Origin of the sequence: Streptomyces sp. NPDC047453 (genome assembly GCF_040643155.1) — a bacterium.
Classification (GTDB): Bacteria; Actinomycetota; Actinomycetes; order Streptomycetales; family Streptomycetaceae; genus Streptomyces.
Map to the genome: position 1 here is coordinate 86,040 of NZ_JBEYTS010000015.1, position 16,721 is coordinate 102,760.

The 16,721-nt window shown below is 74.2% G+C and carries 18 protein-coding genes; 5 read left to right on the forward strand and 13 right to left on the reverse strand.

Going from position 1 to position 16,721, the window contains the following annotated elements:
- Window positions 1-22: 22 nt before the first annotated feature.
- The 5 genes from ABZ818_RS16450 to ABZ818_RS16470 form a co-directional block, all read right to left on the reverse strand.
- Complete coding sequence (locus ABZ818_RS16450) at window positions 23-3,016, reverse strand: SMC family ATPase (RefSeq protein WP_361414776.1); 2,994 nt, start codon at window positions 3,014-3,016, stop codon at window positions 23-25.
- The gene (locus ABZ818_RS16455; RefSeq protein WP_361414778.1) at window positions 3,013-4,176 is read right to left on the reverse strand and encodes an exonuclease SbcCD subunit D; all 1,164 of its coding nucleotides are present in this window, start codon (window positions 4,174-4,176) and stop codon (window positions 3,013-3,015) included. Before ABZ818_RS16455 ends, ABZ818_RS16450 begins: the two co-directional genes overlap by 4 nt.
- A gap of 106 nt (window positions 4,177-4,282) precedes the next feature.
- The gene (locus tag ABZ818_RS16460) at window positions 4,283-4,909 is read right to left on the reverse strand and encodes a YigZ family protein (RefSeq protein ID WP_361414780.1); all 627 of its coding nucleotides are present in this window, start codon (window positions 4,907-4,909) and stop codon (window positions 4,283-4,285) included.
- Window positions 4,910-5,001: 92 nt separating this feature from the next.
- Window positions 5,002-5,550, reverse strand: coding sequence for a histidine phosphatase family protein (locus ABZ818_RS16465; RefSeq protein ID WP_361414782.1), 549 nt, complete (start codon window positions 5,548-5,550; stop codon window positions 5,002-5,004).
- Window positions 5,547-6,281, reverse strand: coding sequence for a hypothetical protein (locus ABZ818_RS16470; protein WP_361414784.1), 735 nt, complete (start codon window positions 6,279-6,281; stop codon window positions 5,547-5,549). Before ABZ818_RS16470 ends, ABZ818_RS16465 begins: the two co-directional genes overlap by 4 nt.
- Window positions 6,282-6,428: 147 nt before the next feature.
- Here ABZ818_RS16470 and ABZ818_RS16475 point away from each other — a divergent pair, with 147 nt between their 5' ends.
- The gene (locus tag ABZ818_RS16475; protein ID WP_361414786.1) at window positions 6,429-6,836 is read left to right on the forward strand and encodes a CoA-binding protein; all 408 of its coding nucleotides are present in this window, start codon (window positions 6,429-6,431) and stop codon (window positions 6,834-6,836) included.
- 47 nt (window positions 6,837-6,883) lie between these two features.
- On the opposite strand, the gene ABZ818_RS16480 is transcribed toward ABZ818_RS16475, so the two are convergent.
- Complete coding sequence (locus tag ABZ818_RS16480; RefSeq protein ID WP_172633041.1) at window positions 6,884-7,243, reverse strand: metalloregulator ArsR/SmtB family transcription factor; 360 nt, start codon at window positions 7,241-7,243, stop codon at window positions 6,884-6,886.
- A 62-nt stretch (window positions 7,244-7,305) separates the two neighbouring features.
- Here ABZ818_RS16480 and ABZ818_RS16485 point away from each other — a divergent pair, with 62 nt between their 5' ends.
- Window positions 7,306-8,349 (forward strand): cation diffusion facilitator family transporter, encoded by a 1,044-nt coding sequence (locus ABZ818_RS16485; RefSeq protein ID WP_361414788.1) that lies wholly within the window; start codon window positions 7,306-7,308, stop codon window positions 8,347-8,349.
- Between the two features lie 15 nt (window positions 8,350-8,364).
- On the opposite strand, the gene ABZ818_RS16490 is transcribed toward ABZ818_RS16485, so the two are convergent.
- Both ABZ818_RS16490 and ABZ818_RS16495 read right to left on the reverse strand, forming a co-directional pair.
- Window positions 8,365-8,919: a YbaK/EbsC family protein gene (locus ABZ818_RS16490; protein ID WP_361414790.1), complete on the reverse strand. Its 555-nt coding sequence runs from the start codon at window positions 8,917-8,919 to the stop codon at window positions 8,365-8,367.
- Between the two features lie 43 nt (window positions 8,920-8,962).
- Window positions 8,963-9,535 carry an XRE family transcriptional regulator gene (locus tag ABZ818_RS16495; protein ID WP_361414792.1) on the reverse strand — a complete coding sequence of 191 codons (573 nt, stop codon included), beginning with the start codon at window positions 9,533-9,535 and terminating at the stop codon, window positions 8,963-8,965.
- 93 nt (window positions 9,536-9,628) lie between these two features.
- Here ABZ818_RS16495 and ABZ818_RS16500 point away from each other — a divergent pair, with 93 nt between their 5' ends.
- Window positions 9,629-10,486, forward strand: a complete 858-nt coding sequence (locus ABZ818_RS16500) for a DMT family transporter (protein WP_361414794.1) — start codon at window positions 9,629-9,631, stop codon at window positions 10,484-10,486.
- A 35-nt stretch (window positions 10,487-10,521) separates the two neighbouring features.
- Here ABZ818_RS16500 and ABZ818_RS16505 read toward each other — a convergent pair whose 3' ends face one another.
- Window positions 10,522-11,355 (reverse strand): acyltransferase, encoded by an 834-nt coding sequence (locus ABZ818_RS16505; RefSeq protein ID WP_361414796.1) that lies wholly within the window; start codon window positions 11,353-11,355, stop codon window positions 10,522-10,524.
- A 79-nt stretch (window positions 11,356-11,434) separates the two neighbouring features.
- Here ABZ818_RS16505 and ABZ818_RS16510 point away from each other — a divergent pair, with 79 nt between their 5' ends.
- On the forward strand, window positions 11,435-11,962 hold the full coding sequence (locus ABZ818_RS16510) for a gamma carbonic anhydrase family protein (RefSeq protein ID WP_361414798.1): 528 nt from the start codon (window positions 11,435-11,437) through the stop codon (window positions 11,960-11,962).
- A 33-nt stretch (window positions 11,963-11,995) separates the two neighbouring features.
- Here ABZ818_RS16510 and ABZ818_RS16515 read toward each other — a convergent pair whose 3' ends face one another.
- The gene (locus ABZ818_RS16515; RefSeq protein WP_361414800.1) at window positions 11,996-12,652 is read right to left on the reverse strand and encodes a DedA family protein; all 657 of its coding nucleotides are present in this window, start codon (window positions 12,650-12,652) and stop codon (window positions 11,996-11,998) included.
- Window positions 12,653-12,881: 229 nt separating this feature from the next.
- A complete protein-coding gene (locus tag ABZ818_RS16520) occupies window positions 12,882-13,319 on the reverse strand; it encodes a DUF4442 domain-containing protein (RefSeq protein ID WP_361414909.1) in 438 nt (145 codons plus the stop codon).
- A gap of 146 nt (window positions 13,320-13,465) precedes the next feature.
- On the opposite strand from ABZ818_RS16520, the gene ABZ818_RS16525 reads away from it, so the two are divergent.
- Entirely contained in the window at window positions 13,466-14,470 is a 1,005-nt protein-coding gene (locus tag ABZ818_RS16525) for a hypothetical protein (protein WP_361414802.1), read from the forward strand.
- Window positions 14,471-14,502: 32 nt separating this feature from the next.
- On the opposite strand, the gene ABZ818_RS16530 is transcribed toward ABZ818_RS16525, so the two are convergent.
- Complete coding sequence (locus tag ABZ818_RS16530) at window positions 14,503-15,348, reverse strand: fused MFS/spermidine synthase (RefSeq protein ID WP_361414804.1); 846 nt, start codon at window positions 15,346-15,348, stop codon at window positions 14,503-14,505.
- A gap of 158 nt (window positions 15,349-15,506) precedes the next feature.
- A complete protein-coding gene (gene tuf / locus ABZ818_RS16535) occupies window positions 15,507-16,676 on the reverse strand; it encodes an elongation factor Tu (RefSeq protein WP_361414806.1) in 1,170 nt (389 codons plus the stop codon).
- Window positions 16,677-16,721: the final 45 nt, after the last annotated feature.

Consider the following 16,721-nt stretch of genomic DNA (forward strand, 5'->3'; position numbering starts at 1 on the left):
CTGAACCGCCACTCCGGGTCCCTCAGCCCGCTCCGCGCAGCCGTACGGCAGATCCCGACCTGCCCTTGACGACCTCGAGTTGGGCGTGGACGCGCCGCCGCAGGTCGGCGACGTGGCTGACGATCCCGACGCTGCGGTCGCGTTCACGCAGGGAGTCGAGGACGTCGAGGACCTCGTCCAGGGTCTGGTCGTCGAGGCTGCCGAAGCCCTCGTCGATGAAGAGCGTGTCCAGGCGCACCCCTCCGGCCTCGTCCGTGACGACGTCCGCGAGACCGAGGGCGAGGGCGAGCGAGGCGAAGAACGTCTCGCCGCCCGACAGGGTCGCCGTGTCCCGTTCCCGACCCGTCCAGGCGTCGACGACGTGCAGTCCCAGACCGCTGCGGCCGCGGCCGGCCCGGTCGTCGGAGTGGACGAGGGTGTAGCGGCCGGACGACATGCGCTGCAGGCGTACGGTCGCGGCGGCGGCCACCTGTTCCAGGCGGGCCGCGAGGACGTAGGACTCCAGGCGCATCTTGCGCTCGTTGTCGGCCGAGGTGCCCGCGGTGAGCGTGGCGAGGCGGGCCACGCGGTCGTACTCCTCGCGCAGCGGCGCCAGTTGGCGCATGCCGGTCGTCGCGCTCGCGGAGAGCCGGTCGAGTTCGGCGCAGCGGCGGTCGGCGGCGTCCCGCGCGGAGGCGGCCTCCCGCAGCCGCCGGTCCGCGGCGGCCTCTGCGGCCTCCGCGGCGGTGAGGTCGGCGGGCGGCTGCCCGGCGGCGGCCGTGGTGTCGGCCTCGGCGAGGACCGCGCGCACCGCGGCCTCCTCCGTGTGCCAGGCGTCCAGGCGCCGTTGCAGTTCGCGGTGGGCGGCGTCGTCGAGGAGGGCGGCGGACGCGGCCTCGGGGGTGTCGAAGCCGGCCCGGAAGGCGGCCTCGGCGAGCCGTCCGTCGGCGTCCTTGAGCCGTTCGGCGCTGTCCTCTGCGGCGCGTGCGGCGTCGGCTGCCTCGGTGAGCAGTGCCGCGCGCCGCTCCAGTTGGGCGGCGCGCGCGGCGACACTCCCGGCGTTTCCCCTGGCCTCGGCCAACTCCGCCTCCAGGGCGGCCTTCTGGCGGTCCAGGTTGTCCCGCTGGGCCAGCCGGGAGGTGGCTCGGAGTTCGGCCTCCCGGCGGTCGGACAGCCGCCGCTCGCGCTCCTGCTCGGCGCGGTGCAGGTCCTGCTGTGCCGCGTGCAGGGCGGAGGCGTCCCGGCGGGCCCGGGCCAGCTCGGCCTCCAGGTCCCCGGCCTCGTCGGCGAGTTGTGCGGTGGGGGTGTCGCCCGCCTCGGCGGTGGCTGCGGCCAGCTCCTCGCGGACGGCGCCGAGGCGGCGCTCGTCCCGGACGCGCCGCTCCTCGGCGGCCTGGTGGTCGCCGAGCGCACGCTCCTCCGCCTCGCGGTCGACGTGCCCGGCGACCTTGCGCGCGGGCGCGGGGTGTTCGGTGGCGCCGCAGACGGCGCAGGGCTCTCCGTCGGCGAGGCTCGCGGCCAGTTCGGCCGCGATGCCGTTCAGGCGCTGCTCCTTCAGGGCCAGCCAGTGGTCCTTGGCGCGTGCGGCGGCTTCGGCGGAGGCGAGGGCCCGCCGCCGCGCCTCTTCGGTGTCCGCGGCCAGTGAGTCGCGCATCCGGGCGGCGGCGAGCCGCTGTCGCGCGGGTTCCAGCCGCAGGGCGAGCCGCTCGGCCAGTGCGGCCGCCTCCTGGGCCGTGTCGATGCGCGTCTGCAGTGCCGGCCGGGCCGTCCCCCATCCGGCGAGCCAGGCCTCGGCCTCCTGGAGGACGTCGTCGTCGGCACGCTCCTGCCGGTCCGCCGCGCCGCGCTCGGCGACGACGTCGGCCAGGCGCCGCTCGGCGCGGCGGGCCGACTCCAGTCCGCCCAGCTCCTCGGCGGCGCGGCGCGCGTCGGCGGCCAGTCCGGCGGCGCCGGCGCCGGCGAACTCCGCCGGGAGCACCGCACGCGCGCGTGCCTCGGCGGCGGCCGCACGGCGGTGCGCGGCGTCGGCGGCCTCGCGCAGTTCCAGCGCCGGTGCCACCGTCCCGGCCTTGCGCCCCCCCTCCATCCGCGCATGTGCCTCCTGGTGGGCGCCGGCCCGCTCCGCCAGGCGCTCGGCGCGCTCCCGCGCCTCGGCGGACCGCTGTTGCAGCCGGGCCACTTCGCGTACCCGGTGCAGCGACGCCTCGGCGGCGGCGTGGGCGGACTCGGCGGCCGTGAGCCGGCAGCGGGCGACGGTCAGTTGCTCGCGCGCGGTGGCGCGGGCGACGGCGGCCGCGGTCAGGACGGCCTGGGCCAGGCCGGGCTCGCCGGGTGCGAGTTCCGGCAGCTCCATGGTGTCGCCCGCCGCCTGCTGCATACGGTGCGCGTCGGCCAGCAGCGCGGCGTCGCCCTCGCGCACCCGGGCCTCGGTGGCGCGCCTGCGCTCGGCGAGACGCTTCTCCACCTCGGCGAAACGGTGTGTGTCGAACAGCCGGCCGAGCAGCTTGCCCCGGGCCTCGGCGTCGGCGCGCAGGAACCGCGCGAAGTCGCCCTGCGGCAGCAGCACCACCTGGCAGAACTGCTCGCGGCTCATCCCGAGCAGCTGGGTGATCTCCTCGCCTATCTCCTGGTGGGAGCGGCTGAGGTCCTTCCAGGCACCGGTCGTCGCGTCGTACTCGCGGAGCAGGCTCTGGGCCTTGTCGAGCGTCGTGCCCGTGCCGCGCTTCTTGGGGCGCTCCCAGGGCGGCAGGCGGGTGACCTCCAGTCGGCGTCCGGCGACGGTGAGGTCGAGGGTGACCTGGGTGCGGGTGCCCGCGGCGGCGTGGTCGCTGCGCAGGGTCGTGCCCTGCCCGCTCTGCCGGGCGCCGGGGACCGCACCGTACAGCGCGTAGCACACGGCGTCCAGCACGGAGGTCTTTCCGGCGCCGGTGGGGCCGTGCAGCAGGAACAGCCCGGCGGCCGACAGCGCGCCGAAGTCGACCGTCTGCGAGCCGCCGAAGGGGCCGAAGGCGGTGATGTCGAGCCGGTGCAGCCTCACCGCGCCACCTCCCGTACCGCCGCGTCCGCGCGCACCGCGTCGAACGTCTCGCGCAGCACCGTCCGTTCGTGCTCGTCGGGTGCGGCGCCGCGCACGTGGGCCACGAAGTCCTCCGCGATCTGCTGGTCGGCGCGGCCGGCGAGCCGGCGGGCGTAGGACACGTCCGGCTCGCCGGGGGCGCGTTCGGGCTCGAAGACGAGGCTGAGGGTGTGCGGGAAGCGCTCGGTGAGGCGGGCCATGGGTTCGGCGGGGCGGACCGGATCCGTGAGCGTCGCCTCGACCCACGCCTCGCGGTGGAGGGCGAGGTCCGGGTCGGCGAGCAGGTCCTCCAGCGTGCCCCGGATGCGGGCCAGCGCGCGCGGGACCGGGCAGTCGACCCGCTCGGCGCCGGCGAAGCCGTCGGCGTCCAGGTCGACGAGCCACATGCTCTTGCGGTGGGCGGCCTCGGAGAAGGAGTACGGCAGCGGGGAGCCGGAGTAGCGCACGCGCTCGGTGATGGTCTGGCAGCCGTGCAGATGGCCCAGGGCGGTGTAGTCGACTCCGGCGAAGACGCCCGCGGGGACGGCGGCGACCCCGCCGACGGTGATGTCCCGTTCGCTGTCGCTGGGCTCCCCGCCGGTGACGAAGGCGTGCGCGAGGACGACGGAGCGGGTGCCGCGCGCGCGTGCGGCGAGGTCGGCGCGGACCCGGTCCATGGCGGCGGCCAGCACCGCTTCGTGGCCCGCGCTGTCGACCTCGAACTCGTCCTTGACCAAAGCCGGTTCGAGGTAGGGAAGACCGTAGAAGGCCACCTCGCCGTGCGTGTCCGCGAGGACCACCGGGATCCCGCACGCCGACGGCTCGGTGCGCAGGTGGATGCCCGCACGGTCGATCAGCCCCGCGCCGACGCCGAGGCGGCGGGCCGAGTCGTGGTTCCCGGAGATCATCACCGTGGGCACGCCGAGGCCGGCGAGCCGGTGCAGCGCGTCGTCGAAGAGCTCGACCGCGGCCAGCGGGGGCACCGCGCGGTCGTACACGTCTCCCGACACGACCACCGCGTCGACGTCGCGCTCGCGCACCGTCGTGACGAGGTGCGCGATGAACTCGGCCTGGGCGTCGAGCATGTTCACGCGGTGGAACGCCCGGCCCAGGTGCCAGTCGGAAGTGTGCAGGAGCCTCATGATCCTCGAAGACTAACGGCCGGGTCTGACATCACGGGCGGTTACTCCCGTATCGGCCGTCATGCACGGCACCAGGCAGGCCGATTGGCGTGATATGCCCGATGTGTCACGCATCTCCGTAGGCCTCGCCGCCCAGTTCGAACCCGGCGGTCCCGGCCGTGGCGTCCGCGAGCCATCCCCGGAAGGCGTCCACGTCGGCGTCCGGCAGGCCGATCTCGATGGTGACGGCCTCGCCGTAGCGCACGTCCCGCACCTCGCGCCCGGTGGCCCTGAGGTCGTTCTGCACCTTGCCGGCCCGCTGGTGGTCCACGGTCACGGTGGCGATGCGGAACCTGCGGCGGGTCCGGGTCCCGAGCGTGTCCAGCGCCTCGCCGACGGCTCCGCCGTAGGCCCGGATGAGCCCGCCCGCGCCGAGCTTGACGCCGCCGTAGTAACGGGTGACGACGGCCACGACGTACCGCATGTCGCGGCGCAGCAGCATCTGGAGCATGGGGACGCCGGCGGTACCGCCCGGTTCGCCGTCGTCGCTCGCCTTCTGGATCCCGGCGTCGGCGCCGATGACGTACGCCCAGCAGTTGTGCGTGGCGTCGGCGTGCTCCTTGCGGACGGCGGCGACGAAGTCCTGGGCCTCCCGCTCGGTGGCCGCCGGGGCGAGAGCGCACAGGAAGCGCGAGCGGTTGACCTCGGTCTCGTGCACGCCCGCGCGTGCGACTGTGCGGTACTCGTCCTGCATCGGTCCAGCCTATGCGGCGCCCGCGCGGGTGCCGCACGAGGGTTCGCTCAGGCCGGCCGGCGGGAGAACCGGCCGCCGGGCACGCGCGCGGTTCACCGCCGTTTCTTGGCGCCCCGCGGCACGGTCAGGTCCGTCAGGAGGGCGGCGCCCGCGGTGAGGGACGGCCAGCCGGGGCCGTGCCAGGACAGGATGGCGATCGCGGAGGTGGGGAACTTCGTCCGGAGCCGGTCCAGCGTGTCGTCCAGACCGTCCCCGGCCAGTTCCAGGACCAGTTCCTCCAGCCCCGGGTTGTGGCCGAGCAGGAGCAGCGTCCCGACCTCGGGCGGCGCCTCGCGCACGGCGGCGAGCAGGTCGGGGGCGTCGGCGGCGTACAACCGGCGGTCGTAGCGCACCGGCGGCGGGGTGCCCCACTGGGCGGAGGCCAGTTCCCAGGTCTGCCGGGCGCGCAGCGCGGTGGAGCACAGCGCGAAGTCGGGGAGGCAGTCGGACTCGGCGAGCGCGCGGCCCGCCGCGGGCGCGTCCCGGCGGCCGCGGGTCGCGAGCGGGCGGTCGTGGTCGGCGACGCCCTCGGGCCAGGCGGACTTGGCGTGCCGCAGGACCACCAGGCGGCGCAGCGGGCCGGCTCCCGCGCGGGCGGTCACGCCGCACGCCCCAGGTCGCGCGTGAGTTCGAGGCCGAGTAGCCGGTCCGCGTACGCGTACGTCTCGAAGCGCGCGCCGTCCGCCAGGTCCGGATCGGTCCCGACCCACTCCAGCACCCGCAGGACCGCCGGCACGTCCAGGTCGTCCTCCCAGGCGCCGCGCAGCCGTCCGCGCACCTCGTCGGGGACCGGCCGGGAGGGCTGCCGTGCCCAGTCGGCGACCGCCGCGCGCCATCGCGCCAGAGTCCTTTGGGCGTCGTCCAGCGCGGCCTCGTCCAGCCGTACGTGCCGGGTGTGGCGGCGGGAGAGCAGTGCCAGACGCCAGGCGGCGGGGTCGTCGTCGCGTGCGGGAACGGCGGGTACCGTCGCGTCGACGGGCGCGACGGCGATGCGGACGCCGCCGGTCGCGGTATCGGCGCCCTCGACGGCCACATGGACGATCTGGGCCTCACCCAGGGCGGTACCGGCGCCGCGGCCGTCCTCGAAGGGCCGGATGCCGAGGGCGGCTGCGGCCGTCCGCAGTTCCTGCGCCTGTTCCCGGCCGCCGGACAGCAGCGACCACACGGGCGTGCCGCTCAGTTCGAGGGCGCGGACCAGGATGTCGGCGACCAGCAGCACGCGCAGGCCCGACGCGTCGCAGCCCGACGCGTGCGCCTCGACACGGGTCAGCCCGCGGCGGGCGGGGGCGGCGTCCACGGGCTCGCCGGTTCGGGCGTCGATGATGCGTAGCACGGCCCGAGCGTAGGCCGCCGGACGCCTGCGCGCAGGCCGGCGGCGCACGTTCCGGACGGGACGGCGGGTTCCGCGCCGGCCGGGAATCGCCGGGCGGCGCCCGTCGTTGCCCGGACGGCAACCCTTCCCGAGACGAGGAGACCCCTGGTGTACGGCGACGCTGCGACCATCCGGAAGATCCTGACCGAACACGGTGACACCTGGGCGGTCGTGGGCCTGTCCTCGAACCGCGGCCGGGCCGCGTACGGCGTCGCCGAGGTGCTGCGCCGCTTCGGCAAGCGTGTCGTCCCGGTCCACCCGAAGGCGGAGACGGTGCACGGCGAACAGGGGTACGCCTCCCTCGCGGACATCCCGTTCGAGGTGGACGTGGTCGACGTGTTCGTCAACAGCGATCTCGCCGGCCAGGTCGCCGACGAGGCGGTCGCCAAGGGCGCGAAGGCCGTCTGGTTCCAGCTCGGGGTGGTCGACGAGGCCGCCCTCGAGCGCACCCGTGCGGTGGGCCTCGACATGGTCATGGACCGCTGCCCGGCCATCGAGATCCCCCGTCTGGGCTGACCCTCGCCGCCTCTTTCCGGAACCGGCCGTCCTCGCCCGTGGGGGCCTCAGTCGTGGAGGGGCCGGTCGCCGAGCCGGTGGTCGGCGACGTTCAAGGCCTCGTCGACCAGCCGGCGCAGGTGGCCGTCGCGCAGGGAGTAGACGACCCGGCGGCCCTCCTTGCGCGTGTTCACCAGCCCGGCCAGCCGGAGCCTGGCCAGATGCTGGCTGACCGCCGGACGGGCCGCCCCGCACGCCTCGGTGAGCGTGGTGACGTCGGCCTCCCCGGACGTCAGCGCGTGCAGCAGGGCGAGCCGGGTGCGGTCGCCGAGCAGGGCGAGGAGCTCGGCGGCCAGCGCCAACTGCTCCTCGCCGGGAGTGCGCGGGTGCGCATCATGCGCAGATGACAGGTGCATGCGTGCGCTCATACGCACATAATGGCGTCGTGGGCGCCGCGCGTCCACCTCCGCGCGCACGGAAGGGGATCCACGTGACCGACCGGCACCACCACGGGCACCACCACGGACCCGAGCACGATCCCGCGCACGGGCGCTTCCGCCACCGCCTCGCACACCTCCTCACCCCCCACTCCCACGACTCCGCCGACCGGCTGGACCGCGCGCTGGAATCCTCCGCCCGCGGCATGCGGGCGCTGTGGGTCTCGCTTGCCGTGCTCGGCGTCACGGCGCTCGCGCAGGCGGTGGTGGTGGTCGCGTCCGGCTCGGTCGCGCTGCTCGGCGACACGGTGCACAACACGGCGGACGCCCTGACTGCCGTACCGCTGGGAATCGCCTTCGTACTGGGCCGCCGCGCGGCGACCCGGCGCTTCACCTACGGCTACGGACGTGCCGAGGACCTGGCGGGCCTGGTGATCGTGGTGACGATCGCCGCGTCCGCCGCCTTCTCCGCCTGGGCCGCCTTCCAGCGGCTTCTCGATCCGCGCCCCGTCGAGCACCTGCCCGCGGTCGCCCTGGCGGCCCTGGTCGGGTTCGCGGGCAACGAGTGGGTGGCCCGCCACCGGATCCGCGTGGGCCGCGCCATCGGCTCGGCCGCGCTGGTCGCCGACGGGCTGCACGCGCGCACGGACGGATTCACCTCACTGGCCGTCCTGCTGGGCGCCGCCGGCTCGGCCCTGGGACTGCGGGCCGCCGACCCGATCGTGGGGCTGGCGATCACGGCGGCCATCGCGCTGGTGCTGCGCGACGCGGCCCGCGAGGTGTTCCGGCGGATGATGGACGCCGTCGACCCGGCCCTGGTGGACCGCGCCGAACGGGCGCTGAGCGAGGTACCGGGCGTACGGGCGGTCGGCGAGCTCCGGCTGCGCTGGATCGGCCACCGGCTGCGCGCGGAGGTCGCGGTGGTCGTGGACGGCGAGGCGACCGCGCGCCAGGCCCACGCCACCGCCGTGGAGGCCGAGCACGCCCTGCTCCACGCCGTACCCGGCCTCACCGCGGCCCTGGTCCACGCGGACCCGGCCCCGGCCCCGGGCGAGGCCGACCCTCATCTGCGCCTCGCCCACCACGCGCCGGCCTGAGCGCGGCGGGCGGGATCAGACGCCGAGCCCGTCCAGCACCACCGCGCCGGGCAGCTGCGCGAACGCCTTGCCCGGCACCAGGAGCTTGCCGCGGCGCCGCCCGCTGCCGACCAGGACGTAGGGCAGGTCGACGACGCGGGAGTCGACCAGGAGGGGCCAGTCGGCGGGGAGGCCGATGGGGGTGATGCCGCCGTACTCCATGCCGGTCTCCCCGGTCGCCACCTCCATCGGCGCGAAGGAGGCCTTGCGGGCGTCGAGTTGGCGGCGCACGACGCCGTTGACGTCGACGCGGGTGGTGGACAGGGCCAGGCAGGCGGCCAGCCGGGTCTCGCCGCCGCGCCGTCCCGCCACGACCACGCAGTTCGCGGAGGCCTCCAGCAGGTCCCGGCCGTAGTGCTCGACGAAGACGGCGGTGTCGGCCCACTCCGGGTCGGTCTCGACGTAGACGATCTGGTCGGCCGGGACACCGCCGTGCCAGTGGCGTACGGCGTCGGCGACCGGGCGGGTCAGCTCGTCGAGGCAGTCGGGGGCGGGGGTGGCCTGGTCGAAGTTCCCGATGGGTGCGCGCATGACCGCACGCTAACAGCCGCGGCGGACCGTGCGGCGGGGCGTCTCAGTGCACGGGCGGGACCGACACGGCCATCACCATGTCCATCGGCTCGGCGCCGTCGTTGGCGTACGTGTGCGGGGTGTTGGCCTCGAAGGAGGCGCTCGCGCCCGCCGCCACGCGGTACTCCACCGCGTCGACGGTGAGCGTCAGCACCCCCGCGGTGACGTGCACCAGTTCGACGGTGCCGACGGGGTGCGGATCGGAGGGGCTGCCCTCGCCGGGCATCAGGCGCCACTCCCACATCTCCAGCGGACCGGGCGCCTCGACACCCGCCAGGAGCCGGTTGTAGCTGCCGGCGTCGGTGTGCCACAGCCGGACGGCCTGGTCGGCCGGTACGACGCGGACCCGGGGGCCCTGCTCGTAGTCGAGCAGGGTGGTGATGCTGACGCCGAGCGCGTCACCGATCTTGACGACGGTGCCGAGGCTGGGGTTGGTGCGGGCCTGCTCGATCTGGATGAGCATGCCGCGGCTGACTCCAGCGCGTGCGGCGAGCGTGTCCAGGGTGAAGCCCCGCTCGGTACGCCAGCGTTTGACGTTGCGCGCCAGGGACTGGGTCAGCAGTTCGAGGTCCGACACATTCCGTCCAATATTCTGGATGACAGAGTTTACTTCGCTGAACTACGGTGGGTTGCACCCGATCGTTCACCGAACTGTACTGCGAGGCACGTCGTGACAGCATTCTTCGCCCTGGCCACCAGCCTCCTGTGGGGGCTGGCCGACTTCGGCGGCGGACTGCTCACCCGGCGCATGCCCGCGCTGACGGTCGTCGTGGTCTCCCAGTCCGTCGCGGCGGCGGTGCTGGGCGTGATCGTCGTCGCCACCGGCGGCTGGAGCGAGGCCGGACCGCGGCTGTGGTTCGCGTTCGCCGCGGGCCTGGTCGGCCCGGTCGCGATGCTCTCCTTCTACAAGGCGCTCGCCCTCGGCCCGATGGGCGTGATCTCGCCGCTGGCCTCGCTCGGCGTGGCCGTGCCGATCTCCGTCGGGCTGGTGCTGGGCGAGCGGCCGGGACTGCTCCAGGTCGCGGGGATCGCGGTCGCCGTCACCGGTGTCGTGCTCGCGGGCGGGCCACGCCTGGGAGGCGCCGCCGTGCAGCGGCGGGCGATCGGGCTGACCCTGGTCGCGGCACTCGGCTTCGGCACGGTGTTCGCGCTGATCGCCGAGGCCTCCACCACCGTCACCGGCCTGTTCCTCGCGCTCTTCGTGCAGCGTGTGACCAACGTGGCGGCGGGCGGGGCCGCGCTGTACGCCTCCGCGCGGCGCGGCGGGCCCGTACTGCCCGAGACCGGATTCCCCTGGCGCTCCCTGCCCGCGCTCGGCTTCGTCGGCCTCGCGGACGTCGCCGCCAACGGCACGTACTGCGTCGCCGCCCAGCACGGCCCGGTCACGGTGGCCGCCGTCCTCGCCTCCCTCTACCCGGTGGTGACCGCGCTCGCCGCCCGCGGCTTCCTCAGCGAACGGCTGCGGGCCGTCCAGGCGGCCGGAGCGGGCCTGGCCCTGGTGGGGACACTGCTGCTGGCGACGGGCTGAGGCAGTGGGCCGGCCGGAGGACGGCCGGGACCGGATCAGCCGCCCTCGGTCTCCAGCCCCGCCAGCCGGGAACCGGGCTCCCGGCCCCACTCGGCCAGCCGGGCAGCGCTCTCCTCGTCCAGCTCCGCCAGCGCCAGCAACTGCTCCGGGGTGATGCCCTGCGGTATCGGCACCGGGGCCGGGGTCCGCAACGGCGGCTGCCAGCCCTCGGCGGCGGTCCAGAGGCGTACGACCCGGGCGGGCGCCCCCGCGACCACCGCGTGGTCGGGGACCTCGCCGCGCACCACCGCGCCGGCCGCCACCACGACGTTCCGCCCGATCCGCGCCCCGGGCAGGATCACCGCGCCGGTGCCGATCCAGCAGCCGGGGCCGATCTCCACCGGCTCCATCCGGGGCCACTGCTTGCCGATGGGCTGGTGCGGGTCGTCGTAGGAGTGGTTGGTGGAGGTGACGTAGACGTAGGGGCCGAAGTAGCAGTCGCTGCCGATGGTGACCGTGGTGTCGGCGATGACGTGGCTGCCGCGGCCGAGCACCACCCCGTCCCCGATGCGCAGGATCGGCTCCGGGCCGAGGTCCAGGTCGGGCATCAGACCGGCGGTCAGCGTGACCTGCTCGCCGACGATGCAGTGCGCGCCGAGATGGATCCACGGTTCACCGAAGACGGTGCCGAGCGGGAAGGCCAGCCTGGTACCTGTTCCCATCGAGCCGAAGCGGAGGCGTCCGGGCCGCTCGGCCGTGACGGAGCCCGTGCGCTGCACCCAGGCCCAGCCCGCGTGGACAGCGCGCTGCGCGAGGCGGCGCCACCATGGTGAGAACGTGTTCCTACGCGTGGGCACCCGCTCACCGTACTCAGCCCGGGCCACGCCCATGGCGCCACACGTCTGTGATCTTCGCCCCACCGGATGACGTACGGTGCCGTCGGACCCATGCGGTGAAAGGGAGACGAGCATGACGGACAAGGCGCTGATCGCGGGCATCGGCGGTCGCGAGCCGCAGGTGGACGAGGGGGCGTTCGTGGCGCCCACGGCCACCGTGATCGGTGACGTGGCCCTGGGCGCGGGCGCGAGCGTCTGGTACGGCGCGGTGCTGCGCGGCGACGTGGAGCGGATCGCCGTCGGCGCGGGCAGCAACGTCCAGGACAACTGCACGCTGCACGCCGACCCCGGCTTCCCGGTCGGCGTCGGCGAGCGCGTCTCCATCGGGCACAACGCCGTGGTGCACGGCGCGACCGTCGAGGACGACTGCCTGATCGGCATGGGGGCGACCGTGCTGAACGGCGCGGTGATCGGCGCGGGATCCCTGGTGGCGGCGCAGGCGCTGGTGCCGCAGGGCATGCGAGTGCCACCGGGGTCGCTGGTCGCGGGCGTCCCCGCCAAGGTCAGGCGGGAGCTGACGCAGGAGGAACGCGAGGGGATCACCCTGAACGGCACGATGTACACGCAGCTCGCGCAGGCGCACCGAGAGGTGCACGCCTAGGACCCGCGCCCGCGCCCCCTCGGGGGCGCCCGGCTACTCCGCGGCGGGGACCGGCTTCGGCTCCTCGGTCTCGCTCTGCGCGCCCGACTGCGCCTTCTTCGCCCTGCGCTTGAGCACCAGCATCGAGCCGAGCCCGAAGAGCACGGCCGCCACCAGGCCGAGCCAGGAGAACTTCTTCAGCCAGGACTCGGCCACGACACCCACGTAGTAGATGACCGCCGTGGTGCCGCCCGCCCAGCAGATGCCGCCAAGGACGTTGGCGACGAGGAACCTCCAGTACGGCATGTGCAGCACGCCCGCCAGGGGGCCGGCGAAGATGCGCAGCAGGGCGACGAAGCGGCCGAAGAACACCGCCCACATGCCCCACTTCTCGAAGGAGCGCTCGGCGGTCGCGATGTGCCCCTCGCTGAAGTGCTTGGGGAACTTCTTCCCCAGCCAGGCGAGCAGCGGCCTGCCGCCCTTGCGGCCGATGGCGTAGCCGATGGAGTCGCCGACGACCGCGCCCACGGTGGCGCACACGCCGAGGACGACCGGGTTGATCCCCGCGTGCTGCGAGGACAGCAGGGCCGCGGAGACCAGGACGATCTCGCCGGGCAGCGGGATGCCCAGGCTCTCCAGACCGATGACCAGGCCGACCACGGCGTAGACGGCGGCCGCGGGTACCGTGTCGAGCCATTCCTGGACGTGCACCGCCGGTTCCTCCCCGTTTCGCGTGCATGTGCTGCGGAGCGCCATGAAGACGCACCCCCGGGAAGCCTACCGGTTCGGCCCGGCCGGACAGCTCCCGCGGACCGTGCCGGCGCTCCCGCTCGCGATCGGACGGACGGGAGCGTCTGCTCGAAGGCTCGCCTGTTGCTCGGGAGCTCGCCCGATGTCCGCCTCGGCGCTCCACGGCCGCGTGAAGGGCGGCGGCAGCCGCTCAGCCGTTGGGCCGCAGGGTCCAGACCACCGTCATCTCTCCCGTGACGGCCCCGTCCGCGCGCCGGATCTCGACCGACACCGGGAACTCGGGCCGCTGTCCCGCGTCCAGTTCCGCGACGACGTCGGCGGCGGGACGGCCCAGGGTCGCGGTGGCGGTGACGGCTCCCATGGCCAGCTTCCGGTAGGCGATCTCGGCCCGCACGGCGAGCGGCACGGCACGGGACAGTTGGTCGCCGAACGCGGCCAGCACGATGGCCCCGCTCGCGGACTCCCCCAGCGTGAACATCGCGCCGGCGTGCGGCCCGCCCACGTGGTTGTGGTAGTCGGCCTGGTCCGGCAGGGTCACCACCGCCTTCTCCGGCGTGGTCTGAAGGAACTCGAGGTTCAGGGTCCGGGCCATCGGCACGGTGGCGGCGAGCATCTCGCCGATCGACATCTGGTCAGCGCTCATGCCGGAATGTTACTCACCAGTAGGCCGTCCGGGCCAGAGCGGGCGGGCCGGTGTCCGCACCCGTCACTGGTACGTCCCTGACAAAGGGCGGTGACCGAATCGTGTCCCTGGCGCCACTAGGGTTACTGCCCATGTGGCCAGGACAGCAGCCGCCCGGGGGCGAGCAGAACCCGCAGAACAACCCGTACCAGCAGCCGGGATACCAACAGCCGAATCCCTATCAGCAGCCCGGCTACCAGCAGCCCAACCCATATGCCCAGCAACCGCAGTGGGGTACGCCCACACAGATTGGCGCTCCCCAGTCGCCGAAGCAGCCGGGCGGGGGCGGCAACCGGACGAAGCTCATCGCGATCCTCTGCGTCACGGCCGTGGCTCTGACCGCCGGTGTGACCGGCTTCCTGGTTCTCGGCGGGAACAAGGACGACAAGGCCGACGCCAAGTCGAGCCCGTCGCCCACCACTTCGGCCTCCGCCGACCCGAGCGCCTCGGACTCGGGCTCTGGTTCGGACGACAATCCGCGCGGCACCGAGACCGAGAAGCCGACGATCCCCGGCTGGAAGGTCGTCGTGAACCCCAAGCGGGGCATCGCCTTCGACGTCCCGGCCGACTGGGAGGTCGAGTCGGCGGGGGTGAGCATCGGCTTCGAGGACCACAAGAACGGCAAGCTGATCACCATCATGTCCGGCGTGGCCGAGTACAAGTCGAAGTGGTGCACGTCCGACGACGACAAGGACGGCCGCGACGAGGACACGTCGCTCGCCGCGGTGGGCACCAAGGGTGCCGACGGCGCCAAGGACACCAACGAGGTGGCCGTGAACACCGTGGGCTGGTGGGTCTACGGCGGCTACACCCAGCCCGACAAGAAGAGCCTGACGTTCGACCAGAAGGCCAAGCCCTACACGACCACGTCGGGCATCGAGGGCAGCATCGCCTGGGCCCAGTCGAACAACACGCCCCAGAAGGGCAAGTGCGCGAGCGACGGCAAGGCGCTCTCCTTCGGCTTCAAGAACTCCGCGGGGGACTTCGTGTCCTGGAACTTCTACGGTGCCAAGGGCGTGGGCGAGGAGGTCCCCACCGCGACCATCATGAAGATCCTCGGCACGGTCCGGCTGCACGGAACCCCGACCGGCGGCTGACCGGCCCCCGTGGCGGCGCCGGGCGTCCCTGGTCAGCCGATGCCGAACGCGCCGTCCGGAGGCTCGGGCGACGGTACGGCCTCGTCGTCCCGCACCGGCTCGGCGTTCTCGGTGAACTCCTTCAGCGCGGCGCCGTGTTCGACGCGGGCGGGGAACGCGTCGGAGGCGGTCCGCCGGGTCAGCGCGGCCACGTCGAGCGGGCGGTGCGCGGCGATCAGCACCGCGTTGCCGAAGCGGCGGCCGCGCAGGACCGCGGGTTCGGCGATCAGCGCGATCTCCTCGAAGACCACCGCGAGGGTGGCGAGTTGGGAACGCAGGAAGGCGAACGGGGCGGCGTCGGCGAGGTTGGCGAGGTAGACGCCGTCGGGGCGCAGCACGCGCTCCGCCTCGCGGACGTAGCCGAGGGACGTGAGGTGGGCCGGGACGCGGGAGCCGCCGAAGACATCCGCGATCAGTACGTCCGCCGAGTCGTCGGGGGCGGCCTCCAGCCAGGCGCGGGCGTCGGCGGTGTGCAGCGAGACGTCGGCGCCGTCCGGCAGCGGCAGGTGGGCGACGACCAACTCCAGCAGGCCGCGGTCGGCCTCGACGACGTCCTGCCGTGAGCCGGGCCGGGTCGCGGCCACGTACCGCGGCAGTGTGAGGGCGCCCCCGCCGAGGTGCAGCACGTCCAGCGGGGAGCCCGGCCGCGCGACGGTGTCCAAGGCGTGGCCGAGCCGCCGCGCGTACTCGAACTCCAGGTGGGCGGGCTCGTCCAGGTCGACGTACGACTGCGGCGCACCGTCCACGGTCAGCAGCCAGGCCCGCTCGCGGTCGACGTCGGGCATCAGTTTGGCGGTCCCGTGATCGACGGCTCGGGTCACGGGTATCGGCTCGTTCACGCGTCCATTGTGCCGGTCCGTCACACCCCGGACGGCCCCGTCACGCACCGGACGCCTCCGCCATGCAAGGGGCAGCGAGGGGACCGCCGGCCGGCCGGCGGCCGGCCAGCACCGGCTGGCGGTCCCCGGCCTCCGCGGTCCCCTTCACACGACGGCGTTCACACGACGGCGGTCACGGTCCCCGCGCCGACGGTGCGGCCGCCCTCACGGATGGCGAACCCCAGCCCCGGCTCCAGGGGCACCTCGCGCCCCAGGTCCACCGTCATCGTGACCGTGTCGCCGGGCCGCGCGACGGCCGCCTCGCCGAGGTCGACGTCGCCCACCACGTCCGCCGTGCGGATGTAGAACTGCGGCCGGTAGCCGGTGGACACCGGTGTCGTACGGCCGCCCTCGCGCGCCGACAGCACGTACACCCGCGCGGTGAAGCGCCGGCGCGGGACCACGCTGCCCGGCGCCGCGACGACGTGGCCGCGGCGGACCGCGTCACGCGGCACCCCGCGCAGCAGCAGCGCCACGTTGTCCCCGGCCTGCGCCTCCTCCATGGGCTTGCCGAAGGTCTCCAGTCCGGTGACCACCGTCTCCAGGCCGGCACCCAGCACCTCGACCCGGTCGCCGACGCGGACCGTGCCGCGCTCGACCGCGCCCGTCACCACGGTTCCGCGGCCGGTGATGGTGAGCACGTTCTCCACCGGCAGCAGGAACGGCGCGTCCAGGTACCGCTCGGGCATCGGCACGTAGGTGTCCACCGCGTCGAGCAGCGCCTCGATCGACGCCGTCCAGCGCGGGTCGCCCTCCAGGGCGCGAAGCCCGGAGACCCGTACGACGGGTACCGCGTCGCCGCCGAAGCCGTTCTCGGTGAGCAGGTCGCGGACCTCCAGTTCGACGAGGTCGATGAGCTCCTCGTCACCGGCGTCGGCCTTGTTGAGGGCGACGACGATGTGGTTCACGCCCACCTGCCGGGCGAGCAGCACGTGTTCGGCGGTCTGCGGCATGATCCCGTCGAGCGCGGAGACGACGAGGATCGCGCCGTCGAGCTGCGCGGCCCCGGTGACCATGTTCTTGACGTAGTCGGCATGGCCCGGCATGTCCACGTGCGCGTAGTGCCGGGTGTCGGTCTCGTACTCGACGTGCGCGATGTTGATGGTGATGCCGCGCGCGGCCTCCTCCGGGGCCCGGTCGATACGGTCGAACGGGACGAAGGTGCCGGAGCCGCGCTCGGCGAGCACCTTCGTGATGGCGGCGGTCAACGTGGTCTTGCCGTGGTCGACATGGCCCATCGTGCCGATGTTCAGGTGCGGTTTGGTGCGTACGTACGCCGTCTTGGGCATGGCTGTACCTCGAAGCCTGGTAGATGCTGCGGGACCCCACGGGAT